The 21,480-nt window shown below is 57.0% G+C and carries 17 protein-coding genes; 13 read left to right on the top strand and 4 right to left on the bottom strand.

What is annotated here, in order from left to right; translation table 11 throughout:
• The first annotated feature begins 44 nt into the window (after positions 1-44).
• The 8 genes from EH31_RS02970 (at position 45) to EH31_RS02935 (ending at position 7,199) form a co-directional block, all read left to right on the top strand.
• Positions 45-1,949, top strand: a complete 1,905-nt coding sequence (locus tag EH31_RS02970; RefSeq protein WP_051698887.1) for a beta-propeller domain-containing protein — start codon at positions 45-47, stop codon at positions 1,947-1,949.
• On the top strand, positions 1,906-2,364 hold the full coding sequence (locus tag EH31_RS02965) for a GNAT family N-acetyltransferase (protein ID WP_051698886.1): 459 nt from the start codon (positions 1,906-1,908) through the stop codon (positions 2,362-2,364). Before EH31_RS02970 ends, EH31_RS02965 begins: the two co-directional genes overlap by 44 nt.
• A 10-nt stretch (positions 2,365-2,374) precedes the next feature.
• A complete protein-coding gene (gene fabG / locus EH31_RS02960; protein ID WP_034958864.1) occupies positions 2,375-3,136 on the top strand; it encodes a 3-oxoacyl-[acyl-carrier-protein] reductase in 762 nt (253 codons plus the stop codon).
• Between the two features lie 229 nt (positions 3,137-3,365).
• The gene (dnaN, locus tag EH31_RS02955) at positions 3,366-4,493 is read left to right on the top strand and encodes a DNA polymerase III subunit beta (protein WP_034957973.1); all 1,128 of its coding nucleotides are present in this window, start codon (positions 3,366-3,368) and stop codon (positions 4,491-4,493) included.
• The gene (locus tag EH31_RS02950) at positions 4,493-4,930 is read left to right on the top strand and encodes a hypothetical protein (protein WP_034957971.1); all 438 of its coding nucleotides are present in this window, start codon (positions 4,493-4,495) and stop codon (positions 4,928-4,930) included. Before dnaN ends, EH31_RS02950 begins: the two co-directional genes overlap by 1 nt.
• A gap of 9 nt (positions 4,931-4,939) precedes the next feature.
• Positions 4,940-5,590, top strand: coding sequence for a glutathione S-transferase family protein (locus tag EH31_RS02945; protein WP_034957970.1), 651 nt, complete (start codon positions 4,940-4,942; stop codon positions 5,588-5,590).
• Positions 5,591-5,628: 38 nt separating this feature from the next.
• Positions 5,629-6,738 (top strand): DUF2855 family protein, encoded by a 1,110-nt coding sequence (locus EH31_RS02940; protein ID WP_034957969.1) that lies wholly within the window; start codon positions 5,629-5,631, stop codon positions 6,736-6,738.
• Positions 6,735-7,199 (top strand): hypothetical protein, encoded by a 465-nt coding sequence (locus EH31_RS02935; protein WP_034957967.1) that lies wholly within the window; start codon positions 6,735-6,737, stop codon positions 7,197-7,199. The genes EH31_RS02940 and EH31_RS02935 overlap by 4 nt, the downstream gene beginning before the upstream one ends.
• Positions 7,200-7,223: 24 nt before the next feature.
• Here the strand turns inward: EH31_RS02935 and EH31_RS02930 are convergent, their stop codons facing one another.
• Positions 7,224-8,054, bottom strand: a complete 831-nt coding sequence (locus EH31_RS02930) for an SDR family NAD(P)-dependent oxidoreductase (RefSeq protein ID WP_034957966.1) — start codon at positions 8,052-8,054, stop codon at positions 7,224-7,226.
• Positions 8,051-9,817, bottom strand: a complete 1,767-nt coding sequence (locus EH31_RS02925) for an N-acyl-D-amino-acid deacylase family protein (RefSeq protein WP_034957965.1) — start codon at positions 9,815-9,817, stop codon at positions 8,051-8,053. Before EH31_RS02925 ends, EH31_RS02930 begins: the two co-directional genes overlap by 4 nt.
• Positions 9,818-9,951: 134 nt before the next feature.
• Here EH31_RS02925 and EH31_RS02920 point away from each other — a divergent pair, with 134 nt between their 5' ends.
• On the top strand, positions 9,952-10,881 hold the full coding sequence (locus EH31_RS02920; RefSeq protein ID WP_051698885.1) for a glycerophosphodiester phosphodiesterase family protein: 930 nt from the start codon (positions 9,952-9,954) through the stop codon (positions 10,879-10,881).
• The gene (locus tag EH31_RS02915; RefSeq protein WP_051698884.1) at positions 10,878-11,777 is read left to right on the top strand and encodes an alpha/beta fold hydrolase; all 900 of its coding nucleotides are present in this window, start codon (positions 10,878-10,880) and stop codon (positions 11,775-11,777) included. Before EH31_RS02920 ends, EH31_RS02915 begins: the two co-directional genes overlap by 4 nt.
• Positions 11,778-11,812: 35 nt before the next feature.
• Here the strand turns inward: EH31_RS02915 and EH31_RS02910 are convergent, their stop codons facing one another.
• Together EH31_RS02910 and EH31_RS02905 are read right to left on the bottom strand one after the other, a co-directional pair.
• Complete coding sequence (locus tag EH31_RS02910) at positions 11,813-12,673, bottom strand: alpha/beta fold hydrolase (protein ID WP_241765809.1); 861 nt, start codon at positions 12,671-12,673, stop codon at positions 11,813-11,815.
• Between the two features lie 117 nt (positions 12,674-12,790).
• A complete protein-coding gene (locus tag EH31_RS02905; protein WP_034957964.1) occupies positions 12,791-14,488 on the bottom strand; it encodes an alpha/beta fold hydrolase in 1,698 nt (565 codons plus the stop codon).
• 220 nt (positions 14,489-14,708) lie between these two features.
• On the opposite strand from EH31_RS02905, the gene EH31_RS02900 reads away from it, so the two are divergent.
• From EH31_RS02900 to lepA, 3 genes are all read left to right on the top strand, one after another.
• Positions 14,709-16,904, top strand: a complete 2,196-nt coding sequence (locus tag EH31_RS02900) for a putative bifunctional diguanylate cyclase/phosphodiesterase (RefSeq protein ID WP_034957962.1) — start codon at positions 14,709-14,711, stop codon at positions 16,902-16,904.
• 208 nt (positions 16,905-17,112) lie between these two features.
• Positions 17,113-19,287: an EAL domain-containing protein gene (locus EH31_RS02895; RefSeq protein WP_241765808.1), complete on the top strand. Its 2,175-nt coding sequence runs from the start codon at positions 17,113-17,115 to the stop codon at positions 19,285-19,287.
• A gap of 92 nt (positions 19,288-19,379) precedes the next feature.
• On the top strand, positions 19,380-21,197 hold the full coding sequence (lepA, locus tag EH31_RS02890) for a translation elongation factor 4 (protein WP_034958852.1): 1,818 nt from the start codon (positions 19,380-19,382) through the stop codon (positions 21,195-21,197).
• Positions 21,198-21,480 lie beyond the last annotated feature (283 nt).

Here is a 21,480-nt window from a genome sequence, read left to right as displayed (position 1 = left end):
CAAATGCAGCATGATCCTTGCCACTTGGGCCAAGGAGGGGTTTCATGCTGAAAAAGGCTTCTGCACTCGCGTTTTGTCTGACTTTCACGAGCATCGGCGCGGTTGCGCTTGGCACTGTGGCTTTGGCTGACGATGCGCCGCGTGACCTGAAACTGAGCACACCAAGCGATGCGCAAGGCCTGAGCGGCTTTGCCAGCGAGGACGAGCTCAAAGCCTTCGTAAAACGAATGCGGGACCTCGAAGAGCGCGGGCGGCGGCGGTATGAAGGGATGGCTTCAGAAGCGAGTGCGCCCGCAATGTTAGCGGAAAGCGAAGATTCTGTCGCCGCTCAAAACGAAAGCATCACCAACACGCAGGAAGCGGGCGTCGATGAAGGTGGCATCGTCAAGAACGTTGGCGATTACCTTGTTGTCCTGCGGCGAGGGCGGCTTTTCACTGTGCGCACAGGCGGGGGCGCGCTTGAACCCGTCGACACCGCCAACGCCTTTCCCCCTAGCAAGGAATACCCCGGCAACACGTGGTATGACGAAATGCTGGTGCGCGGCAATCAGGTGATCGTGATCGGTTATTCCTACGGCGATTTTGGCACTGAGATCAATCGCTTCGACATCTCTGATGATGGCAAGTTCACGTATCGCGACACGCATTATATGCGTTCTGGCGATTACTATTCGTCGTCCAATTATGCCTCGCGTCTGATCGGTGATGAGCTGATTTTTTACACGCCGGTTTATGCCAATTGGTACGATTTGGACGCCTCGCTTCCCGCTATGCGCAAGGACGGCGTGGATGAGGGCGAAGTGCTGGTGAAGCCCGAAGATTTCCTTGTGGCCGCGCCCTATCGCAGCGGGCGCTTCCAAGTGAATGTTCTTCACACGGTCACGCGCTGTAATGTGGCGGCCGCAGAGTTCGACTGCTCTGCGACAGCCATTGCTGGCACATGGAGCCATGCGTTCTATGTCTCGCGCGAGGCGGTCTATGCCTGGACGGGACTTGCGCGCAGTGGTTGGCGGACAGGCTCATCGAGCACGCCGGGCCAATTGTACCGCATCCCCCTCGACGGATCGCGCCCCGGTTCTGTTCAAGTGGCGGGCTCGCCCATTGATCAGTTCTCCTTTGCCGAGGATGCAGACGGCGGCGTTCTGCGCGTGGCTTTGCGTGAGGTTGGCAATGGTGATGGGATGTGGGCAAGCGAGTTTTCGGCGGGCAATGTCTCGCTTGCAAGCGTTCCTTTTGACGCGTTCGGAAGCGGCAATGGAATGTTGGTGCGCCAACACTATCGCAAATTGCCAGAGCCCGAAGGATGGCGGCTCCACAACCGCTTTGTCGGGGATTACCTGCTCTATGCCGCAGGTGGATATGGCCGCGAGGACGAGACCGCTATGGTCTATGCCGTGCCGCTAAATGGCAGCGATGTGCAGGAAATCGCTATGCCGCACGGCGTCACCCGGTTCGACAAAATGGGCAAAGACGGCATCGTGGTCGGCCCATCGAGCGATGGTGCATTGGGTTTCAGCTCGCTTAAACTGGCGAGCAAGGCGTCGCTTGAGGACACTTATATGCTGGCAGCAGCAGGTGAGGGCGAAACCCGCAGTCAGGCGTTTTTCTTCAAACCTGATCGGGGCAGCGCAGAGGGGCTGTCGGGCACGCTTGGATTGCCTGTCACCCGGCGGTTGGAGCGCGATGGCGCAGAATTCCTTGGCAGCGGATCTGCGATTGCCTTCCTTCGCCGCGACGACCGGAAGCTTTCAAAAGCGGGTGAATTGGCTGCACGCACCCAAGATGCGGTGGATGATGCCTGCATCGCCAGTTGCGTCGATTGGTATGGCAATGCGCGGCCGATCTTTATGGGAAATCGCATTTTTGCGCTGATGGGCTATGAGATTGTCGAGGGAGACATGTCTGATGGCCGAATCCGGGAAGCCCGCAGGGTCAGCTTTGCACCGTGAGCTGGAAGCTGTTTGGATAACTTCTAAAAACGCGCATCTGCTTGGCAATACTGCCGCAGGAGTGTTCGATCACGCGATAGACCCCGAGCGGCTTTCTGCCTATTTGGCACAACCGGTGAATTGGATGTGCCTGGCCCTGCACGAGGGCCTTGTTGTCGGCATGGTGATGGCCGTCATCCACAATCATCCTGATAAACCCACCGAACTCTTCCTTGACGAGATCGGCACAGGGGACGATTGGCGTCGCAAAGGGATAGCGCGCAGACTTGTGCAGGCTGTTTTTGACAGGGCAGATGAGGCAGGCATTGAAGAGATTTGGTTGGGGACTGAACCGGATAATGATGCGGCGAATGGTCTCTATCAGGGCTTCAAGCACGAGCGCGAAGACGCTGTGATTTATTATTTTGATTGGTGAGGAGCCGACAATGTTTCGATTGGATGGAATGAACGCGCTGGTGACGGGCGCAAGTGGTGGAATCGGTTCGGCGATTGCGATCGCTCTTGCCAAACAAGGTGCACGTGTGGCGCTTTCAGGTTCCAACGGAGACAAGCTGCGCTCGTTTCGCGAACAGTTGATCTCGGAAGTCGGATCGCCAGAATCGGGCGATCACGTCGAGATCACTTGCAACCTGTCTGATAAAACCCAGGTGGATGAGCTTATCCCTGCAACGCTTGATACGCTGGGAGGGATCGATATCCTCGTAAACAACGCCGGCATTACGCGTGATGGTCTGGCGATGCGGATGAAGGATGAGGATTGGGAAAGCGTTATCGCGGTCAATCTTGAGGCTGCTTTCCGCCTGATGCGCGCATCTGCTCGCCCGATGATGAAGGGACGTTTTGGCCGGATCATCAACATCACAAGCGTCGTTGGCCACACCGGCAATCCGGGCCAGATGAATTATTGCGCGGCCAAAGCAGGGCTTACCGGCATGACCAAAAGCTTTGCGCAGGAAGTTGCAAGCCGCGGGATCACCGCAAACTGTGTCGCTCCCGGTTTCATCCGCACGGCGATGACAACGGCGCTCGACGAAAAGCAAACCGAGACAATCAACGCCAAAATCCCCATGGGCAAAATGGGCGAGGGCGACGACATCGGCTCTGCCTGCGCATTCCTTGCAAGCCGTGAGGCGGGTTACATCACCGGTGAGACCGTTCACGTGAACGGCGGCATGGCGATGTTGTGATGGGGCTTTGATGGGGCTTTGATGGGGCCGCAATCGCGCTCTGATGGGCTCGTTGGACCATGATGGAGCAATCATCGCGCCCTTATCCCCAAGGGAATCTGCCCCAGAGCGGCTATAATCTTGCCCATAGTGCCAGTGACGCTAAGGTTTTTCTCGATACTCAGGCTCTTTAAAGGCGATTCCGCGCCTTTTGTGAGGCCCAGAAACACGAAGACGATAGGTTACGCTGATGAAGGCTACGATCGAACGCGCGACGCTTCTGCGTTGTCTCTCCCATGTTCAATCAGTGGTTGAGCGCCGTAACACCATTCCGATCCTCTCCAACGTGCTGATCGAAGCAGCCGAGGGTGGCAACGTGAAGGTGATGGCGACCGACCTCGATTTGCAGGTGGTCGAAACGATGAGCGCGGCCTCGGTGGATTCGCCGGGCGCAATCACCGTGTCGGCGCACCTTCTGTTCGATATTGCTCGCAAACTTCCCGATGGTTCTCAGGTCAGCCTTGATGCCTCTGACAATCAGATGGTGGTGAAAGCCGGGCGCAGCCGGTTCAAATTGCCGACTTTGCCGCGCGACGACTTCCCTGTGATCGTCGAAGGCGACCTGCCGACCTCGTTTGAACTGCCTGCACGCACGTTGGCGCAAATGATCGACGCGACCCGGTTTGCGATCTCGACCGAGGAAACGCGGTACTACCTGAACGGCATTTTCCTGCACGTCAGTGATGATGACGGCCCCGTGTTAAAAGCGGCTGCGACTGACGGGCACCGCCTGGCGCGCTTTACCGTTGCACAGCCTGATGGCGCCGATGGGATGCCGGATGTGATCATCCCGCGCAAAGCGGTCGCCGAACTGCGCAAGCTTCTTGAAGAGGCGCTGGACGGCGCGGTGATGGTCGACCTTTCAGCCTCCAAGATCCGCTTCACTCTGTCGGGCGAGGGCGGCGTCGTGCTGACCAGCAAGCTGATCGACGGAACATTCCCCGATTACAGCCGTGTTATTCCGACCGGAAACGACAAGCTTTTGAAAGTCGATCCCAAGCTCTTTTTCCAAGGTGTCGACCGCGTGGCCACCATCGCAACGGAGAAGACTCGCGCGGTGAAAATGGGGCTTGATAAAGACCGGGTGACCTTGTCCGTCACATCGCCAGACAACGGTAATGCGGCCGAAGAGCTCGCGGCAACCTACAACAGTGATAGCTTCGAAATTGGCTTTAACGCCAACTACTTGAAGGACATTCTTGGGCAATTCGATTCAGAGGAAATTGAGCTTCATCTGGCTGATGCCGGTGCTCCGACACTGATCCGCGAAGATGATGCGAGCCCAGCGCTTTATGTGCTGATGCCGATGCGCGTGTAATGCGCATTCTTGGGGGGATCATCGCAGGCGCATTGATGTCGAGCGGGCTTTCCGTTTCGGCACAGGACAACCAAGAGCCGCTAAACACAGAACAATCTGGGCAAGGCTTTTCGCCAGAGGATGATCTGGACTGCGCGCTATATATCGGCGGGCTTTTGGGGTCTGATGATGGGGTTATGACCTCTGATGCGCAAACGGGTTTGGTGAGTGCGATGACCTATTTCCTTGGCCGTTATGAAGCGCAGCGCGGAACGCCAATTAATGTCGCTTTGGCAGAGCGTTACCCGGCATATCTCGAAAACGATTCAACCCAGCTTGAGCAGACCTGCGGCCTTCGCGCGCGCGGATTTGCGCGCCGGATGGAAGATTTGGGCAGGGTCATGGTTGAGGTGCAAGCCGAGCAGCAATCATCCACTGATGCTCCCGAAGCGCCATAGAGTCCGGTAATGGGTGCGGCGAATGTTGCTCAGGTCCAAATTTTTGGCACAGTTATATCTACTTACACCCGTATTGTTCAGATCACGTCTGAAGAGTGCGGACTAACTCACGAAACAATCGCGACAGCTGCCAACTCGCCCCAAAACCGGCACCCGTTTGGCAAGGTGCCCGTGGTGGAGGTTGATGGCCTTGAGTTGATCGAGAGCGTGTCGATCGCGCAATATCTGGACAATGCGCATAATGGTGGCGCGCTTCAGCCTGCACAGCCATCACACCGCGCTGTGATGGACAAATGGATCGCGCTTGCGAACAACTACATTTTCCCTTTGTTTGAGGAGGGATTGGTGATGCCTTGGGTCATGCACCGGGTTGCAGGGTTTCCCATTGATCCAGACAAGATCAACCGCGCGCTTCCGCAGATCAGCCGGGCTTTGGGCTTTCTTGAGGCCGAATTGCAGAAAGACGGCGCTTGGACGCTTGGGGATGCGGCGGCGCAGGTTACGCTTGCCGATGTCTTTCTTTATCCCATCGTACGCTCGCTTGAACTCACCCCGCAGGGCGAGGTCGGGATCGCCCAATGCGATGAGCTCAAGGCGTGGCTGGACCGTTTGCAAAAGCGCCCGGCAATTGCCGCAACGCGCTGGGAAATCGAAGGCTGATGGTTTAAGTCTCTCCTCGAACGAGGAGGATTTTCCCAATGACCCTATCACAAGTCCACGTATCACAAGTCCACGTCCGCAAGAAAGAATTGACCCATGCGCAGCTCGTCGAAGTACCGTCGGGCGAACTCGCCGAAGGTTCCATTCGGCTGAAGGTTGAAAGCTTTTCGGTAACGGCAAACAACATCACTTACGCGGTTGTGGGTGATGGATTTGGCTATTGGAATTTCTTCCCGCCCAAAACAGATGAAGAGGGTCTCGGCATCGTTCCCATGTGGGGGCATGCTGTTGTGACTGAGAGCAAATGCGCTGAAATCGCCGTGGGTGAGCGGGTTTACGGCTATCTTCCAATGGGAACCCAGCTTGATGTGGTGCCGGGCAATATTAGCGCCGCAAGCTTTTCTGACATGACCGATTATCGCCAGCCGATGAGCCCGGTTTACAACAGCTACAACCGTTTGGCTGCGGACCCAGAGCATGATCCAGCGCGCGAAAACGAGCGGATGATCTATGGCCCGTTGTTCAAAACCGGCTTTGTGATCGACTATTTCATGCGTTCTGAAGATTGGTTCGGGGCAGAGACCGTGATCCTCACCAGCGCATCGTCAAAAACTGCGATGGGCCTTGCCAGTGTCGCAAAGCAAAATTCGCCGGGCATCAAACGGATTGGCCTTACCTCACCGGGCAATGTCGATTTTACGGAAAGCACCGGGCTTTATGATGAAGTGCACACCTATGACGCGATCGGCACTTTGCCGATTGGCCCATGTGTGACGGTCGATTTTGCCGGTAATGCAGACGTTTTGGGCAAGCTGCACCACCACTTTACCGACAATCTCAAATACTCGTGTCTTGTCGGGGCGACCCATATCGAGGCGCGTAGCTCTATGGGCGGCGACGCCGGCGCGCTTCCGGGGCCAAAGCCAACTTTGTTCTTTGCGCCCGACCACTTTGTCTCGTTCTTCAAGGAACATGGCCCGGCCAAAGGGGGTCAGATGATCGCCAAGACCTGGCACGCGTTCCTTGATGCTGTGGATGGCACAGTTGCAATTGAGGTCCACGAGGGACTAGACGCAGCGCGCGCGACCTATCTTGAGATGATCAGTGGGAAAATTGACCCGGCCAAGGGCATCGTGGTCAAACCATGAACGGTGGATCGCAGGACGTCTGGATCTACGCCGCTGCAACGCCGGTCTTGGTGGCAGCGATCTGGTTCGTCGTGACCGCTCTTTTGCCCAAGTTGACCGGTTGGGCAGTGCTTGAGGAACACTACCCTGACCGTGATGAGGCGGCGATCCAGACCTTGCGTTTCAACGGGTTTTATCTCGGCAAGGAAAAGCTTGGCGTATCGTATCGAGGATGCGTGACGTTTGAGGTGTGTAAACGCGGTTTGCGGGTGCGCATCTGGAAACTGTTCGCACCATTAAGCAGCCCGATCTTCATTCGGTGGGACGGATTGGTTGTCGAGGAAGCAAAGGTATTCGCGATGTCGGGAGCGCGCATGAAGCTTGGGCCTGGCGGCACGTATTGGATGACTATTGCGAGCGGAACCGCACGCCGCATCGTCGAAGCAAGCGCGGGCGCGTTTACCGTTCCCAAACCTGCTTGATCCAGAAACCGTTGGAGAGGGGTGCTACTTGCCCTCTGATTGTACGGCGTAGTCGAACAAGCCCTTTGTTTGCGCGGCATGACGCTCTGCCATTTTTTCAGCCGTGTCATTCTCGGTTGGGATGATGCACCATCCACCACCTTTGGCGAGCGTTTCCTCAAGCCCTTGCTGCAGAACTTCGGGGCCGGGCTGTGCGCGCCAGTGGTCGCCGGCCTCATCGGGGGCCTGGCGTTGACCGCCGAACCGCTCAGGCCGGGCTTGAGCCGCGTTCCATATCTGCGTGTTGAGGATGCCGGGGCAAAGGATCGTCACACCGATTTTATCCTCGGCAAGTTCAGCCATGAGCGCCTCGCCAATGGCGGCGGTCATCTGTTTTGTGGTGGCATAGAGCGTGAAGGGTCCGCTGACCGGCGTTACCGAGGCGGAACTCGCGGTGATGCCGACATGGCAGGGGCCATTTTGCGCCTTCAGCACGGGGAGCCACGCCCTTGCGGTGTGCATAGGGCCCATCACGTTTACACCCATCAGCCAATCGAGGGTGCGCGCTTTGGCTTCGCTTAAGGTATCTGCGCTGCCGACGCCCGCATTGATCCAAAGGAGCGAGGGCTCGATGCCTTGCGCGATAAGCTTTGCGGCGACGCGCTGCGTTTCTTTCGCGTCCGATACATCGCAGCCATGGGCCCGCGCCTCTGTGCCGCACAATCTCGCGGTTTCCTCGGCTTCGTATGCGTCGATATCAAGCGCACATATCCGCATGCCCTTGGCCGCGAAATGCTGTGCCAGCCAGCGCCCAATCCCGCGCCCTGCGCCGGTGATGACGGCCCAGTCTCCGGCGTTGGGCACAAACGCGCTCATTCGGCAGCTTCGGCAAGCTCAGCGCGTTGTGGGCCACGGATCAGGCCACCCGGTGCCTCGCCCGTCCACTTGCCATCTTCGAAGGTCACCGTGCCATTCTTGATCGTGTAATCATAGCCTTGTGCTGTTTGCAGCAGGCGCTTTCCACCTGCGGGCAAGTCAAAGGCGAGCCACGGACGGCCCAGTTTCAGGCGCTCCAGATCAATGACGTTAAGGTCAGCTATATAGCCCGGCGCAATCACACCGCGATCCTCAAGGCCATAGAGCACCGCTGTGTCGCGGCACTGGCGCTTAATCGCGTTTTCCAGAGTGATCCGGTCGCCGCGTTTGCGGTTCTTGACCCAGTGTTCAAGCATGAAGGTGGGCGATGCGGCATCGCAAATCGTGCCGCAGTGCGCGCCGCCATCAGACAGGGAATTCACCGTGTCATCGGAATGCTGCAAGGGGTGGAGGAAATCGAGATTGCCATCCGCATAATTGAGGATCGGCAAATAGATGAAGCCGGTTCCCTCGTCGCGGCATAGCAGGTCATAGGCGTATTCCTGCGGGTCAACCCCCGCCGCTTGCCCGCGCGCATTGATGCTGGCCGTTGCATCGGGTTCATAGTCGAAATCATCGTCCATCTCGTACTGCAACGCCCAGCCCATGGTGATGACCGCGACGACTTCCATAATGTCCTGCGGTGCGTCGGTGTAATCGCTGGTTTCAGAGAGCAATTGCGCTTTGAACGCAGGGTCGAGAAGTTTCGCCTTTTGCTCTTCCCACGGAAGATCTGCGATGGCCATCCAGCTGGGGCGATAAACGAAGGGGTGGACTGTCCCCTGCCACGCCATGATGATACCGTTTCCGCGAAGGGCAATCTGCGCAACGATATTGGCGCCATTGTCATTTTCGGCTCGCATTTTGTCGATCTGCTCTTGTAGCGGCAGTTCCTTGGCAATGGATTGGAGCGCTGCAAAGGTTACCGGCACGCCCGCCTCGCGGCTTAGCTTGCCCATCCATTCAAATTCGTTCCATTCGCGCTTGAGGTCGCTGGCCATTTCGAAGACGGCATGACCGCCTGCTTTCTGGCCGCGTCCCATAGCGTGGCCAATCGCGACCAGTTCTTCTGCCGTAGCAGTGGTGCCGGGCACAAGTTCGCCATCGACGGACTTGTGCAGGACTGTGCGCGAGGTGGAGAAACCCAAAGCACCGGCGCGAACGCCTTCTTCGACGATGTCCGACATCGCCTTGATGTCTTCGTCCGTTGGCACAGCGCCCGGTTGTTCACGGTCGCCCAGCACATAGGCGCGCACCGCCCCGTGCGGCACATGGGTGCCCACATCAACCGCGCGAGGGAGCTTTTCGAGAGCGTCGAGATACTCCGGGAAGGTCTCCCAATCCCAAGTGATCCCTTCGGCCAATGCGGTGCCGGGGATGTCCTCTACCCCTTCCATCAGGCTGATCAGCCATTCGTGGCGGTCGGGTTTGGCGGGGGCAAAGCCCACGCCGCAATTGCCCATTACGACTGTCGTGACCCCGTGCCAGCTGGAGGGAGCCATTTCCTGATCCCATGTTGCCTGCCCGTCGTAGTGGGTGTGGATGTCGACAAAGCCGGGCGCGACGATTTTGCCGCTCGCGTCAATCTCGCGCGTTGCATCACCGCGCACTTCTCCGACTTGCGCGATCAGGCCGTCTTTTACAGCAACATCGCCGGTAAAACGCGCCTGGCCGGTACCATCGACAATGGTTCCGCCCCTGATGATTAGGTCGAATGCGGGCATGGTTTCTCTCCTGTCTCTCTTGTGTGAGAAAGTCTCACATCAAAACTGTCTTGGCAACCAGCTTGTCCAGACGGGTTAGGGCGCTAATCTGGCGGGTGAAGGAGAACGAATCCGTGCAATCGAAAGCGTTATTGATGGCGGTCAGCACTGCTGTGCTTGCTGCGTCCACCCCTGCGATGGGACAATTTCAAGGGGGGCCTTGGGGAATGCCTACTGAGGGTGATTTGTCGGCAACGCTCGACTGCCTTGAGGAGGCAAATGCGACGATCATTTCGGCGCACCGCGGGGGACCTTCGCCGGGCCTTCCTGAAAACGGGATTGAAACTATGGATGCGGTGCTACATGCGCTCCCCGCTATGATGGAAATCGACGTGGCGTCCAGCCCGGACGGCGTTCACTACCTCATGCACGACCGAACGCTGGATCGCACGACCACGGGTAAAGGCGCTGTGACCGATGTGCCATGGGCTGAGGTGTCTCAGCTCAATCTGGTGGATGAGGCAGGGTGGGTGACGCCCTATAAGGTGCCGACATTTGCGGACACCCTTGAGTGGGCGAGGGGCAAGAGCGTGCTCCAGGTCGATTTCAAGCGCACAGCCGATTTCGCGACCGTCATCTCAGAAATTCGCGCAGCCGATATGGCGCAAGGGGTGATCCTGATCGCTTATACCAAAGAGCAGGCATTGAGGCTTTACGAGCTCGCGCCAGAGATGCTGATTTCCTATTCGGTAAATGAACCGGGTGATCTGGCCGAAATTGTTGAGGCAGGAATTCCGGCGCAAAGCATAGTCGCCTTTACCGGCACGCGCACGGTGCGCCCTGATCTCTACACCGATCTTGATCGCCAGGATGTCGAAGTGATCTTTGGCACGCTGGGGCGTCCGGACAGGTCGCTGGACGGTATCTTTGCGCGGTTTGGCACCGATGAACGCTATGCTGAACTGGGTGAGGGCGGGGTGGACATTATTGCCACCGACCGCCCACGTGCTGCTGCTGCGGCGCTTTCGCAGGCAAAGCGGCTGCCTGTGGAAGGCACCTGCGGCATTACGCGAGCAGGCGGTTGACCGATAGGACGCCCAGCTGGACCCCGCCTGAAGACAGCGGGATCGCGATCCGTTTTGTCGAGACAAACGGGCTGACCTTTGAAGTCGCGGAGGCGGGAGAGGGCGATCATCTGGCGCTATTGCTCCACGGTTTTCCCGAGTTGCATTATTCGTGGCGGCATCAAATGCCTTTGCTTGCAGACAAGGGATACCGCGTGTGGGCACCGAACATTCGCGGATATGGCGCGACAGACCGGCCGGGTGAAGTGCGCGATTATGCGCTCGACCGGCTGACGCAGGATGTCGCGGATTTGATCGATGCAAGCGGGGCCAAAAAGGTCACTTTGTTTGCCCATGATTGGGGCGCGATCATTGCTTGGGCCTTTGCGATTACGAAGCTGCGCCCGCTTACACGGCTCGTGATTATGAATGTGCCCCATCCCATGGTTGCCCGGCGCGAGATCAGGAAATGGCGGCAATTCAAGAAAAGCTGGTACATATTTGCCTTCCAGCTTCCTTGGCTGCCAGAGAAGATGCTGGCGCGCAAAGGCGGTGATGCGGTGGGCGATTTGATCGCAAGAACATCGTGCAACAAGGAACGCTTTGGCCTCGAAGAACGCAGGGTTTACAGCGATGCAAGTCGCAGGCCCGGTGCGCGCACCGCTATGGTCAATTACTACCGGGCTTTGCTGCGCCATCGTGACACCATCGACCTTGGCGATGGGCGAGTGGACGTGCCGACATTGATGGTTTGGGGCGAAGAGGACGTCGCACTAAACATTCACTGCACGCAAGGCACAGATGAATGGGTGAGCGATTTCACGCTGAAACGCCTGCCAGGTGTGTCGCATTGGGTGCAACAAGATGCACCTGATGAAGTGAACGCTATCCTGGAAGAGTGGTTGCCCCAAGCTTAGGCGCCGCTCTTAGACGTCGCACTCAGGAGGGGCGCTTAAGCGGCTTGGCTTTTCCCGGCCGCACCTTCTTTCCGGTTAAGGAAAGACTGGATCGCTGAAATGCTTTCTTCCTCGTGGCTTAGCAGGAACAAATGTCCGCCGCCTTCCATCACCACCAATTCTGAATTCGGGATCAGCATGTTGAGAAACTTGCCGTTGGCAAGTGGCACAATCGCATCGTCATCGCCCATCATGATGAGCGTTTCCTGTTTCAGCAAGAATGGCAGAGCAGGCGCGCTGGTCCAGCCGAGCATACAGATCAGCTGATACATATAGCCGCGCGGGGATGGGGGCTTAAGGCGCGACATATGCCCGCCTTTGCCTTTGCTCTTGCCAAGGCCGTCACCGTACAATGTCTCAAAGTTTTTGATCATGTAATCGGCATCGACATAGCGGCGCGGATTAGCCATTTTGGTAAGCGCCTTTGGGCTTCCCGGCATCATCAACATGCCCGCACTCGTCGCGATCAGGATGACGCGGCGGCTGCGCTCTGCGTGCTGCATGGCGAAATGCTGTGCGATCCCGCCGCCCCAGCTGATGCCCATGACATCCACATCGCCAACACCCAATTGGTCAAGCAATTGGGCCGCGGTCCAGCTGATGGTGAAGGGGTTATAGGGCAGCAAGGGATCAGGCGATTCGCCCACACCCGGCATGTCGAACATGATGAAAGGCCGCTCGTTCAAATGATCGGCAAGCGGGGCGACCGCTTCGATATTTGCACCGATACCATTGAAGAACAAAACCGGCAGATGATCGGAAGGCTGATCCAGCCTCCATGTAGCAACCCGTAGCGTCCGTCCCGCCACCTGTTTCATGGTGACGACCGCATCTTTCATAAATTCATTCACGTCCATTCCAACCCTTCAGCCTGCATCTCATTGGGTAAAGAGGGTGGGAGACACGGCTCGCAGATCCCTTGCGGGCTGTGCCTCCCATAAGCTCTTTTGGATGCGCTTTAGATCGGGTGTCTATCAGACTTCTTCAATAACGTAGAGTCCCGGCGCGCTTTCTTGCGCTGGATATTCGTCATTGCCCACAATCTGAGGCGCGGCGACCTTCTTGCCCGAACGCTTCTGGATCCACTCCATCCAGTACGGCCACCAGCTGCCTTTGACCTCTTCGGTGCCTTGGAGCCACTCATCGGCGGTTGCAGGCAGTTTGCCCTTCTTCTTCTGGACGAAATATTTGGCCTTGGGATTGGTTGGCGGGTTGAGGATCGCCTGCATATGACCGCTTTGCGACAGGACGTAAGTGACGTCTTTAGACCCGAACAGCTGGGTCGAACGATAGGTCGCTTTCCAAGGCGTGATGTGATCGGTGACACCGCCAAGGATGAACAGGTCCGCTGTCACTTTGGTGAGGTCGATCTTGTGATCGGCCATCTCGGTCTCGCCCGGCGTTGAGAACGCGAGCGTTTCGTAAAGCGTCAGGAAGTCGCCCATCAGGCTTGCCGAAAGGTTGGTCGCATCCGAGTTCCAGTAAAGAACGTCAAACGCCGGTGGGTCCATGCCAAGCAGGTAGTTGTTGATGACATAGTTCCAGATAAGGTCATTGGGCCGCAGCCACGCAAATCCGCGCGCCAGATCATCGGCCTTTATGATGCCTTTCTTGGCCGCACGTTTCTTTGCGATCTGAATGCCGTTCTCGCTTACCAAAGAGCCTGCTTCGATGTCGGTGGGTTTGGGGTGGAGGACGCACACCATAAGGGTGAGCGTGTTGAGGATCGGATTGCCGGTCGCAGCCAGCTTTGAGGCGAGCACGGAAGCGGTCTGACCACCCGAGCACCCAGCCGATACGTTGACCTTCTTGGAGCCCGAAATCGTCGACACAACCTCAAGCGCTTCTTCGCACGAGGCAATGTAGTCTGACATGTCCCAGTGACCTTGATCCTTGGACGGGTTGCGCCAGGAAATCACAAAGGTCTGTACCCCATTGTCGACCTGCCATTTGATGATCGACTTCTCAGGCGAGAGGTCGTTGATATACATCTTGTTGATCTGCGGCGGGATCGTGAGTTGGGGGATCTCATACACTTCGTCCGTGGTCGGCGCGTAGTGGATGAGCTCATACATTTCAGTGCGATGCACGACATTGCCTTTGGATGTCGCGATATTCTCACCCAGCTTAAACGGGCGCTTGTCCACCTGGCTAACCATGCCGCGATTGTGGACGATGTCGTTATAGGCGTTTTGCAAACCCTTGATGAGCGAAAGTCCGCCCGAATTGATCAGCTGCTTTTGCGCAATCGGGTTTCCGGCAAGCGTGTTTGTCGGGGCAAGACTGTCGATGATGATGTTGGAGATGAAATTGGCGCGGTTGCGTTCAAGCTCATCAAGCTCAAGGTCTTCGAGCCAGTTGTTCATGCCCTTCTGGATCGCCAGATAATATTGCGCTCCCGCTCGGAAGAATGGGTTAAACTGCCATGCGGGGTCGTGGAACCGTTTATCCTTGGGGTTGGGCGCAAGATCGCTTTTGCCGGTCACGATCTTGACCATGTCCTCGCCCATGGTTTGCGCGTGTTTCATCAAGCGCTTGGGGTCAGAAGCGGTTTCACGCAAGAGCACCGCAACCGCTCCAACAAAGTCTTCACGCGCAAGGCCCACCAACGGCCCCAAAGCATTGGTCGACTGCGCCGCTTCGTTTTCCAAGGTGACTTTCGGTCCAGACATCCATGTATCCCCTTATGATAGGCTTGTTTCTGTTGTTTTTCTTATGAGCCCTTGATGCGCGTAGCTCTCGCGCTTTGCAAGATAGACTTAACTGCCTGCCCTTACATAAGTCCATAGCCCCTTACGGGTGAAAATGGTCGATGTTGTGATGGCCAAGTTTAACCTTCCTTCACCCATTCTGACTACGAGGACGGTGAATCAATGAGGATTTAAGGCACCAATGAGTGGTCTGCTGTCAAAATTGTCTGGGGGGCAACAACTTGCTTCTGCGCCTGCGCGAAGCAAACCGGTTCAGCATAACCCCAAACGCAGTGCCGCTTTGCTCGCAGGTCTTGAAGCTGCGAATCTGGGTTGGTTCTGGGAAAGTGACGGGACTGGTCACCTTACCTACCTCACGGACGCCGCGATCGTCGCTAGCGGGGCTGAAACGGGCGATTTTCTGGGGGCGTGCCTCACTGAGGTTTTCGCGACTGACGATGGTGCAGGCGGTGAGACAACATCGCGACCGCTCAAATTTCGGCTTGCCTCGCGAAGCCCGATTTCGCGACTGAACGTCAAAGTGGTGGCAAGCGGTGTGAAAGAGATGTGGTGGGAAATCTCTGCCACGCCTCGCCTCGATGATCATGGTGACTTCCTGGGTTTCTATGGCACTGCGCGCGATATCACCCGCAGCCTTGCGCACTCGCGCGATTCAGAGCGCGCGGCTCAATATGATTCGCTCACAGGGCTAGCCAATCGGTTCCGCATGGCGCGCCAGCTTGAGCAAACGCTCAAGACTTTCAAGCAGGCCAAACGCTCCTGTGCGATCATGCTGCTCGATCTTGACCGGTTCAAAAAGGTCAATGACACTCTCGGCCACCCGGCAGGAGATGAATTGCTCAAACAGGTTGCCGTGCGCATCAAGAAGATGGTCGGTGACATGGGCGAAATCGGGCGGCTTGGCGGCGATGAATTTCAGATATTGCTGCCCGATATGGATGATCGCGGCGATCTTGCTGAACTTTCAAAGCGGCTGGTCCAAATGCTGTCTCAGCCGTACTCGGTCGACGGAGCGCGGGCCATTATCGGTTGTTCGATTGGTGTGGCTGTGGCCCCCTATGACGGGATTGATGCAAGCGATCTTGTCAAAGCCGCGGACCTTGCTTTGTATGCCGCGAAGGACGCAGGCCGGGGAACATATCATTTCTATTCCAGTCAGCTCAGCCAGAGCGCCGATTTCCGCCAGCGGATCGAAGACGACCTGCGCGACGCGCTCGCGCGCAAGGAATTGCTTATCAAGTATCAGCCGATTGTGGATGCAAAGACGCATAAAGTCGCCTCGCTTGAGGCGCTTTTGCGTTGGGAGCATCCCGAGCGCGGACAGGTCTCCCCCGCTGAATTCATTCCTGTCGCCGAAGAACTTGGGATCATTACCGAAATCGGTGAATGGGTTCTTGAGCAGGTGTGCATTCAGCTTCAAAGTTGCCCTGATGAAGTGCGCGCGGCAATCAACGTGTCGCCCATTCAATTTGCATCGGACGACTTTTACTCAGCCGTCGACCGCATCCTTGCCAAGACAGGGGTTGATCCTGCGCGTGTGGAGTTGGAAATCACTGAGAGCGTCTTCGTTGGCGATCTTGAGCGCACATTAAAGCTCTTCAAACAGCTAAAACGGCGCGGGTTGCGCCTGTCGCTTGATGATTTTGGGACGGGTTATTCATCATTAAGTTACTTGCGCGATGCGCCGTTTGACAAACTGAAGATTGACCAGAGCTTTGTGCGGGGCTGCACGGTTGAAAACAATAACAACGGCGCCCTTGTATCGGCGATTGTGGGCATGGCCAAAGCGCTCAAAATGGAAACAGTGGCCGAGGGTATTGAAACCAAGGACGAGCTTGCAATGGTCACGGGGCACGGGGCCACTCACTTGCAAGGCTATATTTTTTCAAGCCCGATATCCATCGAAGAGCTTTTGGTTCGGTTTGAAAACAAAGAGCTTGAGTTCAAGCCCCGTGGGCCGGAAAAATACCGTGCGGAACGGCGGACTGAGTTCCGTAGGATCGGATTGATCCATGGTGACAGCCGATATGACGTGTTTCTTCGCAACATCTCCAAGACGGGCGCGCGTATCGAAGGCTTGCTTCACGTGCCGGTGGGAACCGAATTCGTGCTTGATCTGGGTGATGGTCAGTTGGCTGTCGCGACCGTCAGGCGGTCTCAAGGCTTTACTCAGGGTATCGAATTTGAGACCCAGTTGATTAGCGATGGGGCAAAAGGTCTTTGCACTCGCCACCGCGTTTCTCCCTATCAGATCGAAGCGGCTGGAAAGCCGCTTGGCGCGCTCACAAACTCGGCCGTCGCAGCCTATACGGGCGCTATGCCGACCGCGCCCAAAGCCTTCGTCGAAGTGGATATAAGTGCTCAAATCAGACGATAGATTGTGCGGTGTCGTGCATGAATTCACCTCACATTTCTGATTGCTCAAACGTACCCCCAAACGTGCCCCCAAACGTACCGGGGAACATCGACATTCTGCACGGTTTAACCTCTCGTATTAGCGAAAAAATAACCAACAGGGTTTACGCCTTGAAAACACAGCGTTTCGGGATTTAACGTGATCGCGGTTTGGAAAGGAAAGGCGCGGGGTGCCCCTTAAGGGTTTCTTGTCATCGATAAGCGGCGCGGGTTCGCGCGGTGCGGTTAGCAGGCTCTCCGATGGAGAAAAGCTTGCGATGCTTGATGACCTTGAACAATCTGGCCTCGGATGGTTTTGGGCCAGCGATCCCCAAGGCAATCTGACCTATCTGAGCGCAACGATTGCCGATCGCCTGAATGTCCCGCTTGAAGAGATCATCGGCCAACCGCTTTCAAGTGTGTTTGTGCCTGTGGACCGCGATGGGCGGACCAAATCGCTCGCTTTGATGCTTGGCGCACAAAAATCGTTTTCCGGTTTTGCCGTGCGCGCTGAAAAAAGGCCTGATGGCGCTGTTCTAAGGTTGTCGGGACAACCCTCGCATCGCGGCAGTACCTATGAAGGTTTTCGCGGCACCGGCTGGGACATAACGGACGAATATTACCGCGAAGAAGAGACGGCGCGGCTGGCGAAATACGATTCGCTCACCGGCCTTTCAAATCGCCATCGCATGAAGAGCCTGATCGAAACGACCTTGACCGCGTTCAAGGCGGCAAAGCGCAATTGTGCTTTGATGATGCTTGATCTCGACAAGTTCAAGCACGTCAATGACACCTTGGGTCATGCGGCGGGCGATGAGCTTTTAAAGCAGGTGTCGGATCGCCTGAGACGTTCAATCGAGGTTGAATGCGAGATTGGCAGGCTTGGCGGAGACGAATTTCAGGTCATGATCCCTGATGTTGATGACCGGGGCGAGCTGGGTGAGATCGCGATGAAGATCATCACCATGCTGAAACAGCCCTACACCCTTGAAGAGGGGCGGTGCGTCATTGGGTGTTCGGTTGGGATCGCAGTAGCGCCCCATGACGGTGTCACCATGGACGAGGTTGTCCGATCTGCTGACCTTGCGCTTTATGCGGCGAAAAACGGCGGGCGTGGGCAATATCGGTTTTTCTCAGGCGAGCTTGAGAACGAGGCGATCTTCCGCCGCCGGCTTGAAGAAAATCTGGGCGATGCAGTGCGCCGCGAACAACTGTTCCTGAAGTATGAGCCTATCGTTGATGCAAGCAGCGAGGCCGTGCGCGCGCTTGAGGCGCACATTTGCTGGATGCACGATCAACGAGGCGAGATAGACGAAGAAGAGTTCGCCTCCATTCTGGACGGCTCCAGCCAGGTTGCTGAAGTTGGAACCTGGGCGATCAAGCAGGCATGTACCCATGCGACACAATGGCCAGACACGATCAGGGTCGCTGTGAATGTCCCTGTCGCCCTGTTTGCCTCAGATGGCTTTATCGATGCGGTAAGTGAAGCGCTCAAAGAAGCCGATTTATCCCCACATCGCCTCGAGCTGGAAGTGAGCGAAGCGGTATTCTTTGGTGATACCGATGCGGTTGACCGCACACTTGGCCGCTTGTTCAAATTGGGTGTTCGACTGACGCTGGACGAATTTGGAAGCGGGTATTCCTCACTCGCCTATCTGCGCCGCGCGCCGTTTGATGCGATCAAGATTGATGAAAAACTGATCGAAGAAGCCGGCAGGCATGATAGCTCGGAGCTTGGATTAGTGCGTGCCATAGTCGCTCTTGCAGGCGCGCTTGAAATGGACACGATCGCAAATGGGATCGAAAGTACGGAATTGCTGGCTCGGCTGAAGACATGCGGGGTCAAACGCATGGAAGGCCCGGTTTATTCAGACCCTGTGGGCGTGGAAGTTGTGGCCAAGGAACTGGTCGGTGAGAACTGGAAAATCACTCCCAGCGGCGACCGGATCAAGCGCTCCAAACGCCGCACAGTTTATCGCCGCATCAATGTGATCCACGATGATCATTCCTACGAGGTGGTGCTGCGCAATTTGTCTAAGACCGGCGCGCTAATTCAGGGGCTGGATGAGGTTCCAAAGGGCACCCAATTCGTAGTTGATCTGGGAGGCGGACAGCTGGCGGTTGCAACCGTCATCCGCTCAAACGGCGATACCCAAGGGCTCGAATTTGAGCAGCCTTTGATCGACGATGGATCAGGCGGTTTGTGCACTCGCAACCGGGTCTCGCCCTATGCGCTGGCCTCAGCCGGTGCGCCGCTCGCGGCATTGTCGCCGGGAAGCTATCACAAGATGCAAGGGGGAGCATTAGGGAAGGGCAGTGTGCCCCAGTTTACCTATGCCCCGCAGGCGCGTTTTGAAGCGGCCTGACTGGCGCCTTCTTGCTTAACTTTGTAACGCATTTGTATGTTGCAATATTCGCGAATGACATAAGGCTTTATGACCGCTAGATGGCGGGGGAAATGACTGACCTCTCAAAAATCCGCAACTTCTCTATTATTGCTCATATTGACCATGGCAAGTCGACGCTCGCCGACCGGTTGATCCAGTTCACGGGCGGCCTCACCGCGCGTGAAATGTCCGAGCAAGTCCTTGATAACATGGATATTGAGAAAGAGCGCGGCATCACCATCAAGGCGCAGACCGTGCGCCTCAACTACACCGCCAAGGATGGCGAAACCTATCAGCTCAACCTGATGGACACCCCCGGCCACGTCGACTTCGCCTATGAAGTCTCCCGCAGCCTTGCCGCATGCGAGGGCGCGCTGCTTGTCGTAGACGCTGCCCAAGGGGTCGAGGCGCAAACCCTCGCCAATGTCTACCAATCGATCGAGCACGACCACGAAATCGTCTGCGTCATCAACAAGGTCGACCTCCCCGCCGCAGAGCCAGAGCGCGTCCAGGCCGAGATCGAAGAGGTCATCGGCCTCGACGCATCCGAAGCGGTCATGACGTCAGCCAAAACCGGCATCGGCATCGAAGAGGTGCTCGAAGCCGTCGTCGCCAAAATCCCGCCCCCCAAGGGCGAGCGCGACGCACCGCTCAAAGCCAGCCTCGTCGATTCCTGGTACGACCCCTACCTCGGCGTCGTCATCCTCGTGCGCGTCATCGAAGGCGTCCTTACCAAGGGCCAGCAGATCAAATTCATGCAAGGCGGCACCCAGCACCTTGTCGACCGCGTCGGCTGCATGCGCCCCAAGATCGAGCAACTGCCAGAACTGGGTCCCGGCGAAATCGGCTTTATCACAGCCCAGATCAAAGAGGTCGAACAGGCCCGCGTCGGTGACACCATCACCACCGTCAAAAACGGCGCAACCGAGCCGCTCAAAGGCTATAAGGAAGTCCAGCCCGTCGTCTTCTGCGGCCTCTTCCCCGTGGACGCCGCCGATTTTGAAAAACTGCGCGAAAGCATTGCCAAACTGCGCCTGAACGATGCTTCCTTCTCGTTCGAGATGGAATCGAGCGCGGCATTGGGCTTTGGCTTCCGCTGCGGGTTCCTGGGGCTCCTGCACCTCGAGATCATTCAGGAACGCCTCTCCCGCGAGTACGACCTCGACCTTATCACCACCGCGCCATCCGTGGTGTACCGCGTCCACCTCTCCAAATCGAAGACCGAGGACGCAAAGACGATCGACATCCACAACCCGGCCGATTGGCCCGATGTAAACCGCATCGACATGATCGAGGAACCGTGGATCAAGGCGGTGATCTACACCCCCGATGAATATCTCGGCTCAATCCTGAAACTGTGTCAGGACCGGCGCGGCATCCAGACCGACCTCACCTATGTGGGCGGGCGCGCGCAGGTCACATACGAGCTGCCCTTGAACGAGGTGGTCTTTGACTTTTACGACCGGTTGAAATCAATTTCGCGAGGCTATGCCTCCTTCGACTACGAACAAATCGGCAGCCGCGAAGGCGACCTTGTGAAGATGAACATCCTCGTGAACGCCGAACCCGTCGATGCGCTCTCGTTGATCGTGCACGCCGGCGTCGCCGAAGAGCGCGGCCGCGGCATGTGCGAACGCCTAAAAGACCTAATCCCGCGCCACTTGTTCAAAATCCCCGTGCAAGCCGCCATCGGCGGCAAAATCATCGCCCGCGAGACAATTGCCGCGATGCGCAAAGACGTGACCGCCAAGTGCTACGGCGGCGATATTTCGCGTAAGAAGAAGCTGCTGGAGAAGCAGAAGAAGGGCAAGGCGAGGATGCGCGAATATGGGAATGTGAGTATTCCGCAGGAGGCGTTTATCGCTGCGCTCAGGATGGGGGAGGAGTAAGTCCTCCCCGGCAACGGGGACGGGGACCATCCGCAGGATAGTGGAGGGGATGTCTCGGTGGCGCTCCGCCCGCCTATCCTCACACGAAGACACGAAGAGGGCACCGCCTATTTCGTCATCCCGAACTCGTTTCGGGATAACCCTCTCAGGAAAGCGCCGCACTCTGTTGTCCTGAAACAAGTTCAGGATGACGGCTTCCTTTGGAAATCCCTCCCGCGAGCGGGGAGTCGAAGACGGCCCGCAGGGCCAGCGGCAGCGAGACTTAGCCCGCACCAGCGGGCTC

The sequence above is a fragment of the Erythrobacter longus genome (assembly GCF_000715015.1).
Taxonomy (GTDB): Bacteria; Pseudomonadota; Alphaproteobacteria; order Sphingomonadales; family Sphingomonadaceae; genus Erythrobacter; species Erythrobacter longus.
The sequence above is the reverse complement of the archived record's forward strand: the minus strand, read 5'-3'. Positions and strand labels throughout refer to the sequence as shown.

Coding starts and splice junctions, on each gene's coding strand:
- EH31_RS02900 (WP_034957962.1), top strand. CDS start 14,709: ATGAGTGGTCTGCTGTCAAAATTGTCTGGGGGGCAACAACTTGCTTCT.
- EH31_RS02910 (WP_241765809.1), bottom strand. CDS start 12,673: ATGGACGTGAATGAATTTATGAAAGATGCGGTCGTCACCATGAAACAG.
- EH31_RS02970 (WP_051698887.1), top strand. CDS start 45: ATGCTGAAAAAGGCTTCTGCACTCGCGTTTTGTCTGACTTTCACGAGC.
- EH31_RS02950 (WP_034957971.1), top strand. CDS start 4,493: ATGCGCATTCTTGGGGGGATCATCGCAGGCGCATTGATGTCGAGCGGG.
- EH31_RS02925 (WP_034957965.1), bottom strand. CDS start 9,817: ATGCCCGCATTCGACCTAATCATCAGGGGCGGAACCATTGTCGATGGT.
- EH31_RS02930 (WP_034957966.1), bottom strand. CDS start 8,054: ATGAGCGCGTTTGTGCCCAACGCCGGAGACTGGGCCGTCATCACCGGC.
- EH31_RS02905 (WP_034957964.1), bottom strand. CDS start 14,488: ATGTCTGGACCGAAAGTCACCTTGGAAAACGAAGCGGCGCAGTCGACC.
- dnaN (WP_034957973.1), top strand. CDS start 3,366: ATGAAGGCTACGATCGAACGCGCGACGCTTCTGCGTTGTCTCTCCCAT.
- EH31_RS02965 (WP_051698886.1), top strand. CDS start 1,906: ATGGCCGAATCCGGGAAGCCCGCAGGGTCAGCTTTGCACCGTGAGCTG.
- EH31_RS02940 (WP_034957969.1), top strand. CDS start 5,629: ATGACCCTATCACAAGTCCACGTATCACAAGTCCACGTCCGCAAGAAA.
- EH31_RS02935 (WP_034957967.1), top strand. CDS start 6,735: ATGAACGGTGGATCGCAGGACGTCTGGATCTACGCCGCTGCAACGCCG.
- lepA (WP_034958852.1), top strand. CDS start 19,380: ATGACTGACCTCTCAAAAATCCGCAACTTCTCTATTATTGCTCATATT.
- EH31_RS02920 (WP_051698885.1), top strand. CDS start 9,952: ATGGCGGTCAGCACTGCTGTGCTTGCTGCGTCCACCCCTGCGATGGGA.
- EH31_RS02945 (WP_034957970.1), top strand. CDS start 4,940: ATGGGTGCGGCGAATGTTGCTCAGGTCCAAATTTTTGGCACAGTTATA.
- fabG (WP_034958864.1), top strand. CDS start 2,375: ATGTTTCGATTGGATGGAATGAACGCGCTGGTGACGGGCGCAAGTGGT.